The organism is Sphingopyxis sp. (genome assembly GCF_965279755.1).
In the GTDB taxonomy this organism is placed as follows: Bacteria; Pseudomonadota; Alphaproteobacteria; order Sphingomonadales; family Sphingomonadaceae; genus Sphingopyxis.
Map to the genome: position 1 here is coordinate 94,708 of NZ_OZ257261.1, position 18,093 is coordinate 112,800.

Genomic DNA, 18,093 nt, shown 5'->3' on the forward strand with positions numbered 1-18,093 from the left:
GGAGAAGCCCGACACATCGGCGCTGTTTTCTCCCTTCAGGCTCAGGCCGTCGCCACAGAACAAACGGTTTCGTTGGCCGCTGAAGCGGAATTCAGCACCAACGAGCGTCACCGCCATCCGACGGCTGAAGCCCGCGACGCCGCCTGCCCAGCCCAAGCGCCTTGTAAAGACGCGCCATCCGTTCCACATATAGTCTATCGCCGGTTCCGCTTTGCATGCCGCTGACTGAGAGACGATCGCGCGCTCCCGCATGACGGGAGGCAGATATGGATCTCAACCAGTTGCTCTATCATCATCAGATGGCGTTGATGGCGGTGAGCCAGGCACAGCTTGACGGCCAGCTTCTGCCGAATTTCGACCTCCCGCGCTATTATGCGAAACGGATCAACGAGTATCGCGAACGCCGCGGGCTCAGTGATGCTCTTGCCGCGCCGGAACAGGCCGGATCCGGCCCGCAGGCCGACCCCGCGACGGCGGAAACCGATGCCGCCTATCCGGCCTTCATCGGCGACACGCTCATCGCCGAGCTTCTGGTGAACAAGGCGCTGAACATGACGTCCGAAGAGCGGACGGCTCGCGGACTGGACGGCATTGTCGAACGGCTCGCCGGGGTTCAGGAAGATTTGTGGGTCATCGGACGCGATATCTATCACGCGCTCGATCTCGACGAGGACAAGCTTGCCAGACTGGCTGCGGAATGGCCGCTTGTGCCCGCCGGCGACGACCGTGAACCCGTCCACCTGATGCCTTTCCGCTCGCTGTCCGAAGACGGCATCGTCCACACCTGTGTCGAACAATTCAGAGTCGGGGCTTTCGGTTACACGAATATCGAGGATGCGCGGGCCGCCCTTCTGCGTCAGCGATCGGGCTCGGGATCTGCCGGCGGACAAGCCAATGACGCTTGACCCCAACGGCACCCGTCCGGGCCCGGCGCCGTCGCGCACGAATCCCTTTCGCCAGAAACACAAACCCGCGCCGCTTCCGCCGCAGGATGCGCGGCGACAGGGTGCGATCAGCGCGCTCGCCTTCCAGCTGCTCGGCGGGCGCGATCCTGCGATGGATTTTCTCAACAGCGAGAATGCACCGCTCGGCGGCCGCCCCATCGTCATCGCGACACGGAGCGAGGCCGGATACGCAGAGGTCGAAAAAGCGCTTCGCTCACGCTCGAGCGCGCCCGGCGATCCGCGATGACACGCGCGCGCGATGCCGGCGACCATATCGTCCGCAGCTGGCACGAGTGGGAGATCGACGGCCTCGCACGCAAGGTCATCCTTGTGGTCGAGACCGATCTCGCGCTCCAGCCCGACGAAAACGGCTATGATGCGGTCACGCTGGACGCATTGCGTTCGGTTGTCATCGACCTGTCGCGCGCATCACCCGGCGCGATCGATCGTATCCGGATCGTGCCCGTTCGCTACTGACTATTCACGACAGGAAGGTGGGAACCGCAGCCATGTCCGAATATGAAATTACCGGTGTACGCCAAAACAACGGGGAGGGACGAACCCATCATATCGAAGCGGTGAAGGTCGGCGACAGCCTGTTCCTCGTCGATCAGATCATCACTTGGGTCCGCGACGACGCGCATCGTTTCTGGATATGGTTCCAGAACCGGAAAACCGCCATCATCACGCTGCAGCACGGCTCGACGCGGCGCTACTATCTCACGGTCGAGGGCGGCGGTTTCCCGCCGGTGGCATTGCTGTCGCTCCCCCGGATCTGAACGGTCGCGGGCGAAAGCCTACCCCAGCACCCAGCTCCGCCTCGGATAGCCCTGCGCCCACAGCAGCGCGGTCAGGTCGTGGTGGCGGATCACCGCATCGGCCGCTTCGGCCGCGGCGGGATGCGGATAGTATCCAATCCCCAGCCCGGCGGCGGTGATCATCGGAATGTCGTTGGCGCCATCGCCGATCGCCAGCGTCTCGCCCAGCGGCAGCCCGTGCTTCGCGGCCTCGGCCCTCAGTGTCGCCTCTTTCGTGTCCTTGTCGACGATCGGCTCGCGCACCGTTCCGGTAAGCTTGCCGCCTTCGACGACCAGCTCGTTCGCGACCACCTTGTCAAACCCGATCGCCTCGCCCACCGGCCCCGCGAACGCGGTAAAGCCGCCGGTCACCAGCACCGAATGCGCGCCATGCGCCTTCATCGTCTGCACCAGCGTCCGCGCGCCGCGCGTCAGCCGCACGCGCTCGATCCGGCATTCGGTCAGCACACCTTCGGCCAGTCCGCCGAGCAATGCGACGCGTTCGGCCAGCGCGCCGCGAAAATCGATTTCGCCACGCATCGCCTTTTGCGTGATCGTCGCGACCTGATCTTTCAGCCCGGCATAATCGGCCAGCTCGTCGATGCACTCGACGGTGATCATCGTCGAATCCATGTCGGCGACGATCAGCTTCTTGGCGCGGTCGCCGAACGGCTGCACCACGACGTCGAGCGCGCCATGGTCCATTTTCGCCAGCTCGGCGCGCGCACTGACCAGACTTCCCTGAAACAGGATATCCGCCGCGTCATGTTCGTCGATCCAGTGCGGCGCCCCGACATCATGGCCCGTGGCGTCGAGCCGGTCGATCGCCTCGCGAACCACCTCGTCGGTCAGCTTTCCGGCTGCTATCAGCGTGGCAACGAACATGGCATCTCCTTCTTCATCCAACGAGTCCCGGCGGCCGCCGGTGGCGCTTATTGCCGGACCGACCGCGAGCGGCAAGAGCGCTTTGGCCGTCGCGCTCGCGAAAGCGCTGGAGGGCGCCGGCCGCGAGGCCGTGGTCGTCAACGCCGACGCCAGCCAGGTCTATGCCGACCTTGCCGTCCTGTCGGCGCGCCCGAACGAAGAAGAGATGGAAGGCGTGCCCCACCGCCTCTTCGGCCACATCGACGGCGCCGAAGCGCATAATGCCGCGCGCTGGTCCGACGAGGCCCGCGGCATCCTGTCCCACGCGCATGATGCGGGGAAGGTTCCCGTGCTCGTCGGCGGCACCGGCCTTTATCTCCGCACCTTGCTCTATGGCATCGCCCCGGTGCCAGAGATCGATCCGGCAGTACGCGAGGCCGTGCGCGCGCTGCCGGTCGCCGAGGCGCACGCCGCGCTCGCGGTCGCTGACCTTGAAGCCGCCCGCCGCCTCAACCCCGCCGACACCACCCGCGTCGCCCGCGCGCTCGAGGTCGTGCGCGCGACCGGCCGCACCCTCGCCGACTGGCAACAGGCGCGCGAGGGCGGCATAGCGGACGACATCGCCCTCACCCCGCTGATCCTGCTGCCGCCGCGCGATTGGCTGCGCGAGCGCTGCGACCGGCGGCTCGCGCAGATGTTCGACGACGGCGCAGTCGAGGAGGTCCGGGCGCTGCTCGACCGCAATCTCGACCCCGATCTGCCCGTCATGCGCGCGATCGGCGTCCCGCAGATCGCGGCTTGGCTTCGCGGCGAGATCGACCGCGATACAGCGCTCGAACAGGCGCAAGCCGCTACGCGCCAATATGCGAAGCGCCAATATACGTGGTTCCGCCACCAGCCGCCGGCCGATTGGCTGCGCCATGAAGAATCATTAAACAATGATTCAATCCACAATTTCGCAATAATATTACGCGATAGGCTGTTGACAGGATAGAATCATACACCTATTGCCCGCCGACCTGCTGCGGCGCACAAACGCGCGCCGACCGGTTCTGGCGGGGTGAAAGAAAGGAGTTTCGTCGTGACGGAAATGAGTGGTGCCGACATGGTGGTTCAGGCGCTGGTCGACCTCGGGGTCGATACGGTGTTCGGCTATCCGGGCGGCGCGGTCCTTCCCATCTATGACGCGCTCTACAAGCACCCCACGATCAAGCACATCCTCGTCCGCCACGAACAGGCGGCAACGCACGCGGCGGAGGGCTATGCACGCTCGACCGGCAAGCCGGGCGTCGTGCTCGTCACCTCGGGTCCCGGCGCGACCAACGCGGTCACCGGCATCACCGACGCCCTGCTCGACTCCATTCCGATGGTCGTGCTGACGGGCCAGGTTCCGACGACGCTGATCGGCACCGATGCGTTCCAGGAATGCGACACGGTCGGCATCACGCGCCATTGCACCAAGCATAATTATCTCGTGATGGACCCCGATCGTCTCGGCCCGATCATGCACGAGGCTTTCTATATCGCGACCCACGGCCGCCCCGGCCCGGTGGTGATCGACATTCCGAAGAATGTGCAGGTCGCGACCGGCACCTACCGCGTGCCCGAAAAGATCGAGCATCAAAGCTATCGCCCGCAGGTCGAGCCCGATGCCGATGCGATCAGCGCCGCGATCGACATGATCGCCGCGGCCGAGCGCCCGATCTTCTACACCGGCGGCGGCGTCATCAACGCCGGCCCCGACGCCAGCGCCGCGCTGCGCCAGCTCGTGTCGCTCACCGGCGCGCCGATCACCTCGACCCTGATGGGCCTCGGCGCCTTCCCGGCCGACGATCCGAAGTGGCTCGGCATGCTCGGCATGCACGGTACTTACGAGTCGAACATGGCGATGAACCGTGCCGACCTGATCATCGCGGTCGGCGCGCGTTTCGACGACCGGGTGACCGGCCGCCTCGACGCCTTTTCGCCGGACTCGAAAAAGATCCACATCGACATCGACCGCAGCTCGATCAACAAGATCGTCCCCGTCGACCTCGCGATCGTCGGCGATGCCGGCCGCGCGCTCGATGCGCTGATCGCGGCGTGGCAGGAAAAGGGCCACAAGGCGCGCGATCTGGGCGAATGGTGGCGCCGCGTCGACGGCTGGCGCGCGACGCGCTGCCTCGATTTCCCCGAAAAGAAGGACGACGCCGCCGAGATCATGCCGCAGCGCGCGGTGAAGGCGCTGTTCGACGCGACCCGCGGCCGCGACCCGGTGATCACGACCGAGGTCGGTCAGCACCAGATGTGGGCAGCTCAGCATTTCGGCTTCTCGGCCCCCAACCGCTGGCTCACCTCGGGCGGGCTCGGCACGATGGGCTATGGCTTCCCCGCCGCGGTCGGCGCGCAGATCGCGCATCCGAACCGTCTCGTCATCTGCGTCGCGGGCGAAGCCTCGCTGCAGATGAACATCCAGGAAATGGGGACGGTCAGCCAGTACCGCCTGCCGGTGAAGATCTTCATCCTCAACAATGAATGGATGGGAATGGTCCGCCAGTGGCAGGAACTGACCTATGAAAGCCGTTATTCGAACAGCTATTCCGACAGCCTGCCCGATTTCGTGAAGCTCGCCGCCGCATACGGCTGGACGGGCCTGCGCATCGACACGCTCGGCGAGCTCGAGGACGGCATCAGGACGATGATCGAGACCCCGGGTCCGGTGATCGTCGACTGCCGCGTCGCCAAGCTCGCCAACTGCTTCCCGATGATCCCGTCGGGCGCCGCGCACACCGACATGATCCTCCAGCCGAGCGACGTCACCGGCACGATGGACGACGAAGCCAAGGCACTGGTGTAAACACATGAAAATCAAGACCGAAGCCGGCGAGCGCCACGTGCTCGCCATCACCGTCGATAACGAGGCCGGCGTGCTCGCCAAGATCACCGGCCTGTTCACCGCGCGCGGCTACAACATCGAAAGCCTGACCGTGGCCGACATCAGTTCGGACCATGCGCTCAGCCGTATCACGATCGTCACCAACGGCCCGCCGCCGGTGATCGACCAGATCATCGCGCAGCTCGAACGCCTCGTTCCCGTGCACAAGGTCGTCGACCTCAACGACGCCGGCGAAGCGCACGTCGAACGCGAGATCGCGCTCGTGAAGGTCGCGGGCACCGGCGACAAACGGATCGAGGCGCTCCGCCTTGCCGACGTCTTCCGCGCCAAGGTCGTCGACACGACGCTCACCAGCTTCATCTTCGAGATCACCGGGAACAGCGACAAGGTCGACCGCTTCATCGCGCTGATGCGCGAATGCGGGCTGGTCGAGGTCGGCCGCACCGGCGTCGTCGCCATCGCCCGCGGGCCGGAGGCACTCTAGCGTTTTTCACGTCCCGGCGACGCCGGGGTCCACTCTCCCACATCATATCACCCCCTCGCGGGGCCACAGGACTAGAAGGGGTTCATCCAATGCAGGTTTATTACGATCGCGACGCCGACCAGGAACTGATCAAGGGCAAGAAGGTCGCCGTCCTCGGCTATGGCAGCCAGGGCCACGCCCATGCGCAGAACCTGCGCGACAGCGGCGTGCGCGAAGTCGCGATCGCGCTGCGCCCCGGTTCGGCGACCGCGAAGAAGGCCGAAGGCGCGGGCTTCAAGGTTCTCTCGAACAAGGAAGCCGCCGAATGGGCCGACGTCATCATGATCGCCGCCCCCGACGAACATCAGGCGAAAATCTATGCCGATGACCTCGCCGCGAACCTCAAGCCCGGCGCCGCGCTCGCCTTCGCGCACGGCCTCAACGTCCACTTCGGCCTCATCGAACCGCGCGCCGACATCGACGTCTTCATGATCGCGCCGAAGGGCCCCGGCCACACGGTGCGCAGCGAATATCAGAAGGGCGGCGGCGTCCCCTGCCTGATCGCGATCGATCAGGACACGACCGGCAACGCCAAGGCGCTGGCGCTGAGCTATGCCTCGGCGGTCGGCGGCGGCCGCAGCGGCATCATCGAGACGACCTTCAAGGAAGAGTGCGAAACCGACCTCTTCGGCGAACAGGCCGTGCTCTGCGGCGGCATCACCCACCTGATCCAGGCCGGGTTCGAAACGCTGGTCGAGGCGGGCTACGCGCCCGAAATGGCCTATTTCGAGTGCCTCCACGAAACCAAGCTGATCGTCGACCTCCTCTATGAAGGCGGCATCGCGAACATGCGCTACTCGATCTCGAACACCGCCGAATATGGCGACATCAAGACCGGTCCGCGCATCATCACCGAGGAAACCAAGGCCGAGATGAAGCGCGTTCTCGCCGACATCACCTCGGGCCGCTTCGTGAAGGATTTCGTGCTCGACAACCAGGCCGGCCAGCCCGAGCTGAAGGCCAGCCGCAAGGCCGCCGCCGCTCATCCGATCGAACAGACCGGCGCCGAACTGCGCGCGATGATGCCGTGGATCGCGAAGAACAAGCTGGTCGACAAGGCGGTCAACTGATCGTCTGAACCACCGGCTTCCGCAATCGCGGACAAGATATTAAGGTCGGGCGATGGCTTCATCGTCCGACCTTGAATTCGCCTGCGAATGCGGCTCCGTTTCGGGAACGCTGCTCCGCGTCGGCCCCGATCAGGGCGATCATGTCATATGCCATTGCACCGACTGCCAGGATCTCACCCGCCATCTCGGCCAGTCCGCGCGGGTGCTCGACGCGCACGGCGGCAGCGCGCTCTATCAGTCGCGCTGCGCGGCCATGACAATCCTTTCAGGGCGGGACCGGCTCGCCTGCGTCCATATGACCGACAAGCCGACCCTGCGCTGGTATGCGGCCTGCTGCGGCATGCCGCTGTTCAACACCTATGCGAACGGCCGCATCCCCTACATCACGACGCAGCTCGCGGCCTGCGATCCCGCGAAGCGCGACCGGCTGACGGGACCGCCGCTCGGCCATCTCTTCACCGCGGACGGCAGCGGCGACACCGCCGCGCTGCCGAAAATGAGCATGGGACGGCTGATGCGGCGCTTCTTCCCGCGCATGATCCGCGACATGCTCTCGGGCGATCGCCGGCGCTGCGAATTGTTCGACCCCGAAACCTTCGAGCCCATCGCGGTCCCGTACCGGATGACGGCAGAGGAACGGCAGGCGCTGCGCTCCGCCTGACCGGTTCCGCGCGGGCTTGCCCGCAGCCATTTTTGACGTAGGGAGCACTCCATGCAGTCCCCCTCGCCCTTCGCCGCGCATCGCAAGGATCTCGCCGCGCTCGCCGCCGACGACCGGCGCCGCACGCTGAGCCCCCGCACCGGCGCCGATTTCGCGTCGAACGACTATCTCGCGCTCGCGGGCTCCTATGCACTCGGCGAGGCGCTTGCGATCGGGCTCGAACGCGGCCTCCCCGCAGGGTCGGGCGGCTCGCGCCTGCTGCGCGGCAATCACGAAGAGCATGAGGCGCTCGAGGCGCACGCCGCACGCCATTACGGCAGCGAGGCCGCGCTCTTCTTTCCGACCGGCTTCGCCGCCAACGCCGCGTTATTCGCAACCTTGCCCCAGCGCGGCGACCTGATCGTCCATGACGAACTGATCCACGCGAGCGCGCACGACGGGATGAAGCTCGGCCGCGCCGGCCATGTCGACGCGCGCCACAATGACGCGCAGGCGTTCGACGATATCATCCGGCGCTGGCGCGCCGGCGGCGGCAGCGGCACACCGTGGATCGCGGTCGAGAGCCTCTACAGCATGGACGGCGACCGCGCCCCCCTCGCCGACCTCGCCGCCGTCGCCGACCGCCATGACGCCGTGCTGGTCGTCGACGAGGCGCATGCGACGGGCGTCTATGGGCCCGCGGGTCAGGGCCTCGCGCACGAACTCGCGCCCCGCGAGAATCTCGTCACCCTCCACACCTGCGGCAAGGCGCTCGGCTGTGAAGGCGCGCTGCTCTGCGGCCCCGCGATCGTCCGCGACTTCATCGTCAATCGCGGCCGCCCCTTCATCTTCTCAACCGCCCCCTCGCCGCTGATGGCGTGGCTCGTTCGGCAGGCGCTCGAAATCGTCGCGAACGAGCCCGAACGCGCCGCGCGCCTCCACGCGCTCGTCCGCCACGCCGAAACCCGCCTCGCCCCGCTCGGCATTGCGCCCGGCGGCAGTCAGATCCTGCCCGTCGTCATCGGCGACAACGCTCGCACGATGCGCATCGCCGCCGCGCTGCAGGCGGACGGCTTCGACGTGCGCGGCATCCGCCCGCCGACGGTTCCGCACGGCACCGCGCGCCTCCGCATCGCAATCACCCTCAATGTCGGCGAGCGCGAGATTGACGCGATGACGGAGAGGCTTTCGGCCGCTATGGCCGCCGCATGACCCGCTTCGTCATCACCGGCACCGACACCGGCATCGGCAAGACCGTCTTCTCCGCCGCGCTCGCGGGCGCGCTGACGCTGCCCTATTGGAAACCGATCCAGTCGGGGCTGGAGGAAGAAACCGACACAGAAGCCGTCGCGCGCCTCGCGGGCGTGCCCGTCCTTCCCGAAGGCTACCGCCTCGTCACCCCCGCCTCGCCCCACCTCGCGGCCGAGATCGACGGCGTCACCATCGACGTGCAGGCGCTGACGCCGCCCGAAGGCCCGCTGATCGTCGAGGGCGCCGGCGGCGCGCTCGTCCCCGTCACCCGTACCCTGCTCTACGCCGACCTTTTCGCGCGCTGGCAGATCCCGGTGATCGTCTGCGCGCGCACCGGCCTCGGCACGATCAACCACAGCCTGATGACGATCGAGGCGCTGAAAAGCCGGAACGTCCCGATCCACGGCATCGCCTTCCTCGGCGACGCGGTCGAGGACAGCGAAGCGATCGTCGCTGCCCTCGGCGGCGTCCGCCGCCTCGGCCGCCTGCCGGTCGTCGACCCGCTGACGCGGGAAAATCTCGCGCAGGCCTTCGCCGACAATTTCGATCCCGCAGACTTCGCATGACCTCCCCCGTCTGGCACCCCTTCACCCAGCATGGCCTCGGCGACCCCGTCCCGCTGATCACGCGCGGCGACGGCGCGCGCCTTTACGATGCCGACGGCAACCACTGGATCGACGCGATATCGAGCTGGTGGGTCACCACCCACGGCCACGCCCATCCGCGCATCATGGCCGCGATCCGCGACCAGTCCGAAAAGCTCGACCAGCTGATCTTCGCCGGCTGGACGCACGAACCGGCCGAGACGCTTGCCGCCGAGCTGATCCGCATCACCCCCGACCCGCTCACGCGCGTCTTCTTCTCGGACTCGGGCTCGACCAGCGTCGAGGTCGCGCTGAAAATGGCGCTCGGCTACTGGTTCAACATCGGTGAGCCGCGCAGCCGCATCCTCGTCCTCGAGCATAGCTATCATGGCGACACGATCGGTACGATGTCGGTCGGCGAGCGCGGCGTCTACAACCGCGCCTGGCAGCCTCTGCTTTTCGACGTCGACACCATCCCCTTCCCGCATGAAGGCATGGAGCAGGCCACGCTCGACGCGCTCGAAGCTGCCTGTTCGCAGAAGCCCGCGGCTTTCATCGTCGAACCGCTCATCCTCGGCGCGGGCGGGATGCTCATCTACCCCGCGTGGGTGCTCGCAGAAATGCGGGCGATCTGCGCGCGGCACGGCGTCCTTTTCATCGCCGACGAAGTGATGACCGGCTGGGGCCGCACCGGTACGCGCTTCGCGTGCGATCAAGCGGGGGTGATCCCCGATATCGTCTGCCTGTCAAAGGGGCTGACCGGCGGCAGCCTGCCGCTCGCGGTGACGCTCTGCATCGAGCCGATTTTCGCGGCGCATTGGTCGACCGACCGCGCGAAGACCTTCTATCATTCGAGCAGCTACACCGCGAACCCGATCGCCTGCGCCGCCGCGAACGCGAACCTCGCCATCTGGCGCGACGAGCCGGTGCAGCAACGCATCGACACGCTCGCCGACGCGCAGGCGGCGCATCTGTCGATGCTGTCGCACGACCCGCGCGTCGCCAGCCCCCGCCGCCTCGGCACCATCGCCGCGTTCGATATCGCGGCGCCGGATTCGGGCTACCTCTCGAACCTCGCCCCGCGCCTGATCGCCTTCCACCGCGAAAACGCCGTCCTCCTCCGCCCGCTCGGCAACAGCGTCTATGTCATGCCACCCTATGGCATCACCCCCGACGACCTCGCGCACGTCTGGCGCACCATCGCAGCGTCGCTGGACGCGATCGCGCGGTAGCGAAACGGAACATACCCTCAGCAATTCAGCCTCTTGTCGCGGCACGCTGAACTGATATCTCATCGCCACGCGTGACGGGGCGAAGGGGCGCTCGTCCGTCATGGGGCAACGCAATCAGGGGGAAATTTATGGAATGGATGTTGATGCCGTTCAAACGCTACGCCGACTTTTCGGGGCGATCGCAGCGGATGGAATATTGGATGTTCGCTCTTTTTTACGTTCTCGTGATCGGCGCTCTGTTCGTCTTTGCGATGGCCTTGGGCAGCAATCCGGGCGAGGAACTGACCGGCGCGGAAGGGTTTTTCCTGCTTCTCGCCGGCCTCTTCGTTCTCGGATCGATCATCCCGTCGATCGCCGTGACGGTCCGCCGCCTGCACGATCAGGACAAGTCGGGCTGGCTCTATCTCATCAGCTTCATTCCCTATATCGGCGGCTTGGTCTTGTTGATTTTCATGTGCATCGACGGCACGCCCGGTCCCAATCAATACGGCCCGGACCCCAAGGCCCACGGGTCCGATATCTTCGCCTGACCGCTCGAACGGATCCGGGCGATCGCAGCGTCGCAGGACGGTCTGTGACGACGGCTAGCGACCGATGCCGGTCCATTTACTCCTCCCTGTGCCGCAGGCATGGGGAGGTGGCAGCCCGAAGGGCTGACGGAGGGGCAATGGCGCGGCGCGGCCCCTCCACCACTCGCTGCGCGAGCGGTCCCCATCCCCATGGCTGCGCCACAGGGAGGAATTTCAACATCCGCTTCCCCCCATTTGCGTCGTCGGCCGCCGATCTGGACGCGATGGCAGGAAACGACCGATTGCAGTCATCGATCTTGCGCCTTACTCTGTCGGTATGGCGAAAGCGGGTTACGCCCTACTACCTAGCATCTTGTTCGCTTCGGGGTGCCCCACCTCACAGCCTGATGGCAAAGTTGTGTATGAAATCGAGCGCAAACTCGCTGAAGATCCTTGCCTGAAGGGGTTGGAGCAGATGCGGCAAACCTACCAGTTCGCCAAACGCGGATGGAAAATCGATCCCAATCGTATTGATGTTCACATCACTGAAGCTGGACACAGAGGCCTACCAGCAGGTCGCTTTGCTATCAGTGTGGAACGCGAAGGCATACTCGACGACAGTGAGCATTTCGGCGCTTTTGCAACTTATGTCGTCGACAGGAAGATATTGGATTTGTGGTCTTGTGGCGGGAACATGGACCCAGCCTCATTCCGTCATCAACCAAAGCTTTAATCGTCCGCTCCCCCACCCCATTTCGGACGTTAGATCGCGATCCGGCGCAACCCCCACTTATGGCCAAGTCGCTCCTCCGCTACCATAAAATCCCATGTTTTCTGCCATTTATAGTGAAACGAACCCCCGAAAATTCGTGCATGGGGTTAGGCGTCGCCGAATGTCCGAATTAGGGGAGAGAAGCGGACGCTATTTTCGCAACTCACTTTGTGACGTTGCGACCCACTGCCCCCAAGGCATTTTCAATGAAGCAAGGCCAAGTAGGTCTGGTGCTGCTCTCAATGCGTCAGCCATCTTTCTATTGCTATCAGTATCGCAGCCGAAGTTGAAAATGAGCTTATCTGTTCCGTTTGCATCTATCCATGCCACCCGAACGCCGTCCATGTCGTTCCATAGGGCTTGGCAGGCAGGCCGGTCTTGCAGAGAGAGTTCACCTTTCGGACGATAGGGGCGCAGAGCTTGAACAAAGCGCGCAAACTTGTCTGGGGTCACGTACTCAAGTTGCCGCTCTAACCTCCAACCTCGGTATTTGCCTGTCCGGTATCCGTGCTCGATCCATACGCGTCCGTCCGACACAGCGGTGATTTTCACCATGTCACAGCGGCCGCAGAACGGACCTGGCTCATTTTCTAGGGTAACGAGTTGGGCGCTAGCTTCCGACGGCGCAGTAGGCGGTCGCGGTATGCTGACACAGGCCGCAAGCAAAGCCGCTGACAGCACGACAAGCGCCAAAGGAGGTCTTTTGCCGATCATAGCAGGCAGGCTACTTCGTTGCCCACGTGTCTGCAATCGGTCGATTCCGGTCATTCGGCCCGTATCGGCACTAACGGCAGCAAACGACCGATTGCGGACGTCAAGCGCGACTGTAGATCTCCAAATCCGAAGATGTCGCAATGACAAACGATTTACCGGTCGGAGAAAAGCCGTAAGCTACCAACGAGGAAGGTAACGGCCGTAGTTTGAACAACTCGGGTTCGGCCGCAGGGGGATTCCACAGCATCGTCTGTCCTGGGGGGCACAAGAAAAACTCCTCCTCCGGCCATGAAAGCGGATGCAGTTCGATAAGCCATCCGTCCTCGGTGGCGTGGGATAAGCCACCGCCAGAGGTTCCGGCTACTCGAATCTGCTGCCCCTCCAACGGGCCTATGCCTTCGGCCTCTAAAGAACCGAAATCGGGGTGATACTCTTCATCATCTCTTGCGACTTTGCCGCCGGTTGCACAGTCAACAACGCCACGTCCGCTGACCGAGACAACCAAAAGCAGATCAGATTTCGACGCAAACCCGATGTGCTGAAGGCCCCCTACGGCGACCGCTGTCAATTTACGCCACGGCCCCAAAGCGCTGGCAGGTGCGAGCCCGTCCAAATACCGGAATCGATCTCGAAGGTGGTCAGGGACGGCGCCTTTGCCAGTTGGTTTAGCTCTCTTGAACATAGCCTCGTTGTAGAGAAGCGCCGTCCGCTTTCCACCCCAAAGCCGACATTGCCAGCGGCAGGGGCTCGAACCCGCACCCGTTGCCTGGATCTCTGTGGCGATACGTCTACCAATTCCGTCACGCTGGCGAACTGTACATAACAGCCGCGTGCCCGCTCCGCGACCTTACCCGCCCTTGCGACCGTCCCGACCCGAAACCATATGCAAATTCATCCTCTTGCTGCAGCAGTTCGGCTGGGGTTCATCTTCGCGGTCTATGTCGGTGTCCGGGGATGGTATCTGGGAATGCGTCATGATGAAATCCGCCCCTCTCCTTCTCCCCCTCGTCGCCGCGATGCTGCTCGCCGCGCCCGTCCACGCGCAGGATGACAGCCTTGCGCAGACCGGGTCGCCCCCCGAGCGCGTGTCGGTCCTCTACACCTATGGCAACGAGCCCTGCCCCGAGCCGCAGGATGGCGAGATCGTCGTCTGTGCGCAGCAACCCGAATCCGAACGCTATCGCGTGCCGAAGGATTTGCGCCACAAGGACGAGGATACCGCAGTCGGCGGCGGTTCGTGGGCCTCGGCGGTCGACAGCTATACCAACGGCCCCGCCGCCGCGAGCCGTCCGAACAGTTGCTCGCCGGTCGGCAGCTATGGCTATACCGGCTGCACCGCGGCGATGCTGCGCGACTGGTTTGCCGAGCGGCGCTCGATGAACCGCTGAGCGCGGCGCAAGGCCCCCGCGCCGAAACGAAGCGTTTCCGCTTCGCAAATTGACGCGGGGCCCGCCGCGCGCTTAACCTCCGCGCTTCCACAACAGGAGGTTCCCCCCATGCGCCGTTTCGCCCCTCTCGCCGCCGTCGCGCTCGCGATCGTCGCGGTTCCCGCCGTCATCGCCCAATCGCCGGGCGCTCCCGGTGCGCCCGACAAGACGCGCGTCACCGGCGGCACCTATGCGGCCGATTCCAACCACACGATGGTGGTGTGGCAGGTCGATCATCTCGGCTTCAGCAACTACACCGGCATCTTCGGCGACGTCACCGGCACGCTCGTCCTCGATCCGAAGAATCCCGCCGCGTCGAAGGTCGATGTGACGATCCCGGTCGCCAAGGTCACCACCGCCAGCGCCGGCCTGACCGCGCACCTGCTGCGCGAGGGCAAGGACGGCGGCAAACCCGACTTCTTCGGCCCCGCGCCCGCCGACGCCAAATTCGTCTCGACCAGCGTCGTCCTCGACAAGGACGGCGACGAGGCGAAGGTCATCGGCAATCTCACGCTCAACGGCGTGACGAAGCCCGTGACGCTTGACGTCGACTTCCACGGCGCGGGCACCGGCATGAACAAGAAGGAAACCGTGGGCTTCGAGGCCGAGGCGACGATCAAGCGCAGCGACTTCGGTGTCTCGATGGGCATCCCCTTCGTCAGCGACGAGGTCGAGCTCAAGATCCACGCGGCGTTCGAGAAGCAGTAAGCCCGGCGCCATGCAACGTGGCGGCGGACGCACCGGACGGCCGCTCGGCCACCTGACGATCGACCAGTTGGAAGCGATCGTCGGGTCCGGTACGGGCGACAGCGTCGAATTGCGCAGCGTTATCGGCGAACTCGCCTATCGCAAATCGCCGCGCGCGATAGAATTGCGGTCGCGCGCCCGGCAACTGGCGGAAACGCGCCAGGACGGCAGCGCTGACTGAATGTGCGGCATCCCGGACCGGGATCGCCGCATTCATCGCAGGGCCAGCAAGGCGCGCGCATAAGTTCTCCATTCAAGGGAGTATCTCATGCGCAAAGCCTTGCTGGTTGCCGCGGCGCTCGTCGCCACCCCCGCCTTCGGGCAAGCCAATCCCCAGATCGACTATCCAGCGTTCCAGACGCTCACCGCCAGCGTCGGCACCGCCCGCGCCGACCGCCTGCTCAAGTTCGACGCCTTCAAGGCCGAGGCGGCCAAGCCCGACGTCCTCCTCCTCGACGCCCGTTCGAAGGACGCCTTCGCGCGCGGCCATATCGCGGGCGCGGTCAACCTGCCGCTCACCGACTTCACCGCGGACAGCCTTGCCGCGGTGATCGGCGCCGATCCCGGCCGGCCGATCCTCATCTATTGCAACAATAATTTCTCGAACCACCGCGCGCCCGTGCCGCTCAAATCGGCGCCGCTCGCGCTCAATATCCAGACCTTCATCAACCTCGTCGGCTATGGCTATCCCAATGTCTGGGAGCTTGCCGACGTCGTCGACTTCAACGATCCGAAGGTCGGCTGGGTCACCGGCTAGCCCGGCTCCGCCAATCTGTCACACGACTCCTGTACGCAGGGCGCGGGGCCACCCCCGCCCCGCCAGAGGAGCGCACGGCCATGAGCGAACTGGTACGCGAAATCGTCGAAGTGAACGCCGCGATCGACGGCGATGAAGAAAACCCCGTCCTGATCGTCGAAGTCGAGGGCCTTGCCCCCACCCTCGGCTGGAGCCACGTCCGGCTCGAACCCCATGTCTATATCACCCCGCCCGACGACGGCTTTCAGGACTTCGACCTTGTCGGCGACCGGCCTTCAGATGCCGCCGCCGACGCCCTCACCCCGGTCGAGGCCGGTTGGGAAGGCCCGCTCGAGGACTGGTGCATCGGCGTCCGCATCCACGCGATCGACAATATGATCGAGGACGAGGTCTTCGAGCCCTGGGATGAAGATGATACGCATGAGGACGACGACGACGTCGCCGAGGAAGCCGCCTGACCCCCTATTCGCCTCCCCTGCCCTGCGCCGGGCCGCGATCCCCCTTCGCGGCCCGGCGACATTTTCGCACACGGCTCTTGCCAAACGCGACATTTTGAACCAATAGCCTGCCCATGCGCGGCAACGCCCTTCTTCTTCTGCGACTTACACGCCCTTGGGCGTGACACTGGCTGCGCGCTAGTCGCGGCCACCCGCTCAAGGGTCCGATCGACAAGCACTCGCAACCACCAGAAGAAGTAGTCTCCACATGACCATGCTCCGCGATCCGTCCGCGAAATATTCCGCCTTTCCGCAGGTTCCCTTGGGCAACCGCGAATGGCCCGGCCGCGTCACCACACAGGCGCCGATCTGGCTCTCCACCGACATGCGCGACGGCAACCAGTCGCTGATCGACCCAATGGATGCCGAGAAAAAGGCGCGCTTCTTCGACCTGCTCGTCAAATGCGGGTTTAAGGAGATCGAGGTCGGCTTCCCCAGCGCCGGCGCGACCGAATTCGACTTCATCTCGGGCCTCGTAAAGAACGGCCGCATCCCCGACGATGTCACCCCGCAGGTGCTCACCCAGTCGCGCGCCGACCTCATCCGCACCAGCTTCGACAGCCTCGAAGGCGCGAAAACCGCGATCGTCCACGTCTATAACGCGGTCAGCCCCGCCTGGCGCAAGATCGTCTTCGGCATGGAGATGGACGAGATCAAGGCGATCGCGATCGAGGGCGCGAAACAGCTCCGCGACAATGCCGCGCGCCTGCCCGGCACCGACTGGCGCTTCGAATACAGCCCCGAAACCTTCTCGACCGCCGAGCTCGATTTCAGCCTCGCCTGCTGCGAGGCGGTGATGGACATTCTCCAGCCCACCACCGACAAGCCGATCATCCTCAACCTCCCCGCGACGGTCGAGGCGGCGACGGCGAACATCTACGCCGACCAGATCGAATATTTCTGCAAGAACCTCCCGAACCGCGACCGCGCGATCATCAGCTTGCACACCCACAACGACCGCGGCACCGGCGTCGCCGCGGCCGAGCTCGGCCTGCTCGCCGGCGCCGACCGCGTCGAGGGCTGCCTGTTCGGCAATGGCGAGCGCACCGGCAACACCTGCCTCGTCACCGTCGCGCTCAACCTGTACACACAGGGCGTCGACCCGCAGCTCGACTTCTCGAACATCGACGAGGTCATCCAGACGGTCGAATATTGCAACAACCTGCCCGTCCACCCGCGCCACCCCTATGGCGGCGAGCTCGTCTACACCGCCTTTTCGGGCAGCCATCAGGACGCGATCAAGAAAGGCTTCGCCGCGCGCGAGCGCCAGAATGACGAGCGTTGGGAAGTCCCCTATCTGCCCATCGACCCCGCCGACCTCGGCCGCAGCTACGAAGCGGTGATCCGCGTCAACAGCCAGTCGGGCAAGGGCGGCGTCGCATGGGTGCTCGAACAGGACAAGGGCCTGAAACTGCCCAAGAAGATGCAGGCGAGCTTCAGCCATGTCGTGCAGGCACTGGCGGACGAAACGAGCCGCGAACTCGGCGCCGAGGACATCTGGCACGCCTTCGAGCGCCAGTATCTGGCCACCGAAGCCAAACGCTTCCAGCTCGTCGACTGGTCGGAGACGCACTCGGGCGCCGACCGCATCTTCGCCGGCAAGCTCACCATCGACGGCACCCCGCGCAGCGTCAGCGGCCGCGGCAACGGCCTGATGAGTAGCGTCATCGCCGCGCTCCGCGAAAGCGGCGGCCCCGTGATGGACATCGTCGATTACAGCGAGCACGCGATCGGCCAAGGCAGCAATGTGCAGGCCGCGGCCTATGTCGAATGCCGCACCGCGGACGGCAGGAGCCTGTTCGGTTGCGGCCTCGACACCGACGTCGCGACGGCGAGCGTGCGGGCGATCCTCAGCGCCGCGAATGGGGCGTAATTCGGGGGCGGCCTTAC

General features: G+C 65.1%; 23 protein-coding genes and 1 pseudogene. 20 read left to right on the forward strand and 4 right to left on the reverse strand.

Going from position 1 to position 18,093, the window contains the following annotated elements:
• The first annotated feature begins 266 nt into the window (after positions 1 to 266).
• The 4 genes from ACQY80_RS00435 to ACQY80_RS00450 are packed head-to-tail and all read left to right on the forward strand — an operon-like array spanning position 267 to position 1,723.
• Complete coding sequence (locus tag ACQY80_RS00435) at positions 267 to 905, forward strand: hypothetical protein (RefSeq protein WP_428682542.1); 639 nt, start codon at positions 267 to 269, stop codon at positions 903 to 905.
• On the forward strand, positions 895 to 1,191 hold the full coding sequence (locus ACQY80_RS00440) for an antitoxin Xre/MbcA/ParS toxin-binding domain-containing protein (RefSeq protein WP_428682544.1): 297 nt from the start codon (positions 895 to 897) through the stop codon (positions 1,189 to 1,191). Before ACQY80_RS00435 ends, ACQY80_RS00440 begins: the two co-directional genes overlap by 11 nt.
• Complete coding sequence (locus ACQY80_RS00445) at positions 1,188 to 1,421, forward strand: hypothetical protein (RefSeq protein ID WP_428682546.1); 234 nt, start codon at positions 1,188 to 1,190, stop codon at positions 1,419 to 1,421. Before ACQY80_RS00440 ends, ACQY80_RS00445 begins: the two co-directional genes overlap by 4 nt.
• Before the next feature lie 32 nt (positions 1,422 to 1,453).
• Positions 1,454 to 1,723 carry a hypothetical protein gene (locus ACQY80_RS00450; protein WP_428682548.1) on the forward strand — a complete coding sequence of 90 codons (270 nt, stop codon included), beginning with the start codon at positions 1,454 to 1,456 and terminating at the stop codon, positions 1,721 to 1,723.
• Positions 1,724 to 1,741: 18 nt separating this feature from the next.
• Here the strand turns inward: ACQY80_RS00450 and serB are convergent, their stop codons facing one another.
• Positions 1,742 to 2,626, reverse strand: a complete 885-nt coding sequence (gene serB / locus ACQY80_RS00455) for a phosphoserine phosphatase SerB (RefSeq protein WP_428682550.1) — start codon at positions 2,624 to 2,626, stop codon at positions 1,742 to 1,744.
• Between serB and miaA the strand changes: the two genes are divergently transcribed.
• The 10 genes from miaA (at position 2,625) to ACQY80_RS00505 (ending at position 12,022) form a co-directional block, all read left to right on the forward strand.
• Positions 2,625 to 3,599, forward strand: a complete 975-nt coding sequence (gene miaA, locus ACQY80_RS00460; protein WP_428682552.1) for a tRNA (adenosine(37)-N6)-dimethylallyltransferase MiaA — start codon at positions 2,625 to 2,627, stop codon at positions 3,597 to 3,599. The two genes, serB and miaA, sit on opposite strands and share 2 nt — an antisense overlap.
• A gap of 87 nt (positions 3,600 to 3,686) precedes the next feature.
• Positions 3,687 to 5,441, forward strand: coding sequence for an acetolactate synthase 3 large subunit (locus ACQY80_RS00465; RefSeq protein ID WP_428682554.1), 1,755 nt, complete (start codon positions 3,687 to 3,689; stop codon positions 5,439 to 5,441).
• Positions 5,442 to 5,445: 4 nt separating this feature from the next.
• The gene (gene ilvN, locus ACQY80_RS00470; RefSeq protein ID WP_428682556.1) at positions 5,446 to 5,964 is read left to right on the forward strand and encodes an acetolactate synthase small subunit; all 519 of its coding nucleotides are present in this window, start codon (positions 5,446 to 5,448) and stop codon (positions 5,962 to 5,964) included.
• Positions 5,965 to 6,053: 89 nt separating this feature from the next.
• Complete coding sequence (gene ilvC, locus ACQY80_RS00475) at positions 6,054 to 7,073, forward strand: ketol-acid reductoisomerase (protein WP_428682558.1); 1,020 nt, start codon at positions 6,054 to 6,056, stop codon at positions 7,071 to 7,073.
• A gap of 52 nt (positions 7,074 to 7,125) precedes the next feature.
• Positions 7,126 to 7,734 carry a DUF6151 family protein gene (locus tag ACQY80_RS00480; protein WP_428682560.1) on the forward strand — a complete coding sequence of 203 codons (609 nt, stop codon included), beginning with the start codon at positions 7,126 to 7,128 and terminating at the stop codon, positions 7,732 to 7,734.
• Between the two features lie 51 nt (positions 7,735 to 7,785).
• Positions 7,786 to 8,925, forward strand: a complete 1,140-nt coding sequence (locus ACQY80_RS00485) for an 8-amino-7-oxononanoate synthase (RefSeq protein WP_428682562.1) — start codon at positions 7,786 to 7,788, stop codon at positions 8,923 to 8,925.
• The gene (gene bioD, locus ACQY80_RS00490; protein WP_428682564.1) at positions 8,922 to 9,530 is read left to right on the forward strand and encodes a dethiobiotin synthase; all 609 of its coding nucleotides are present in this window, start codon (positions 8,922 to 8,924) and stop codon (positions 9,528 to 9,530) included. The genes ACQY80_RS00485 and bioD overlap by 4 nt, the downstream gene beginning before the upstream one ends.
• Positions 9,527 to 10,780, forward strand: a complete 1,254-nt coding sequence (locus ACQY80_RS00495; protein WP_428682566.1) for an adenosylmethionine--8-amino-7-oxononanoate transaminase — start codon at positions 9,527 to 9,529, stop codon at positions 10,778 to 10,780. Before bioD ends, ACQY80_RS00495 begins: the two co-directional genes overlap by 4 nt.
• Positions 10,781 to 10,908: 128 nt before the next feature.
• Positions 10,909 to 11,310, forward strand: a complete 402-nt coding sequence (locus tag ACQY80_RS00500; RefSeq protein WP_428682568.1) for a DUF805 domain-containing protein — start codon at positions 10,909 to 10,911, stop codon at positions 11,308 to 11,310.
• A gap of 397 nt (positions 11,311 to 11,707) precedes the next feature.
• Positions 11,708 to 12,022, forward strand: a complete 315-nt coding sequence (locus ACQY80_RS00505; protein ID WP_428682570.1) for a hypothetical protein — start codon at positions 11,708 to 11,710, stop codon at positions 12,020 to 12,022.
• A gap of 189 nt (positions 12,023 to 12,211) precedes the next feature.
• On the opposite strand, the gene ACQY80_RS00510 is transcribed toward ACQY80_RS00505, so the two are convergent.
• The 3 genes and pseudogenes from ACQY80_RS00510 to ACQY80_RS00520 all read right to left on the reverse strand — a co-directional run bounded on the left by ACQY80_RS00510 (position 12,212) and on the right by ACQY80_RS00520 (position 13,585).
• On the reverse strand, positions 12,212 to 12,616 hold the full coding sequence (locus tag ACQY80_RS00510; protein ID WP_428682572.1) for a hypothetical protein: 405 nt from the start codon (positions 12,614 to 12,616) through the stop codon (positions 12,212 to 12,214).
• Positions 12,617 to 12,875: 259 nt separating this feature from the next.
• Positions 12,876 to 13,388: a hypothetical protein gene (locus ACQY80_RS00515; protein WP_160292438.1), complete on the reverse strand. Its 513-nt coding sequence runs from the start codon at positions 13,386 to 13,388 to the stop codon at positions 12,876 to 12,878.
• A 118-nt stretch (positions 13,389 to 13,506) separates the two neighbouring features.
• Positions 13,507 to 13,585 (reverse strand): annotated as a pseudogene (locus ACQY80_RS00520).
• Between the two features lie 164 nt (positions 13,586 to 13,749).
• Between ACQY80_RS00520 and ACQY80_RS00525 the strand changes: the two are divergent.
• The 6 genes from ACQY80_RS00525 (at position 13,750) to leuA (ending at position 18,076) form a co-directional block, all read left to right on the forward strand.
• Entirely contained in the window at positions 13,750 to 14,163 is a 414-nt protein-coding gene (locus tag ACQY80_RS00525; RefSeq protein WP_428682574.1) for a hypothetical protein, read from the forward strand.
• A 108-nt stretch (positions 14,164 to 14,271) separates the two neighbouring features.
• Positions 14,272 to 14,910: a YceI family protein gene (locus ACQY80_RS00530; RefSeq protein WP_428682576.1), complete on the forward strand. Its 639-nt coding sequence runs from the start codon at positions 14,272 to 14,274 to the stop codon at positions 14,908 to 14,910.
• A 10-nt stretch (positions 14,911 to 14,920) separates the two neighbouring features.
• Positions 14,921 to 15,130, forward strand: coding sequence for a hypothetical protein (locus ACQY80_RS00535; protein ID WP_428682578.1), 210 nt, complete (start codon positions 14,921 to 14,923; stop codon positions 15,128 to 15,130).
• Between the two features lie 87 nt (positions 15,131 to 15,217).
• The gene (locus ACQY80_RS00540; protein WP_428682580.1) at positions 15,218 to 15,706 is read left to right on the forward strand and encodes a rhodanese-like domain-containing protein; all 489 of its coding nucleotides are present in this window, start codon (positions 15,218 to 15,220) and stop codon (positions 15,704 to 15,706) included.
• Between the two features lie 80 nt (positions 15,707 to 15,786).
• Positions 15,787 to 16,164 carry a hypothetical protein gene (locus ACQY80_RS00545; RefSeq protein WP_428682582.1) on the forward strand — a complete coding sequence of 126 codons (378 nt, stop codon included), beginning with the start codon at positions 15,787 to 15,789 and terminating at the stop codon, positions 16,162 to 16,164.
• Positions 16,165 to 16,417: 253 nt separating this feature from the next.
• Positions 16,418 to 18,076 carry a 2-isopropylmalate synthase gene (leuA, locus tag ACQY80_RS00550; protein WP_428685703.1) on the forward strand — a complete coding sequence of 553 codons (1,659 nt, stop codon included), beginning with the start codon at positions 16,418 to 16,420 and terminating at the stop codon, positions 18,074 to 18,076.
• Positions 18,077 to 18,093 lie beyond the last annotated feature (17 nt).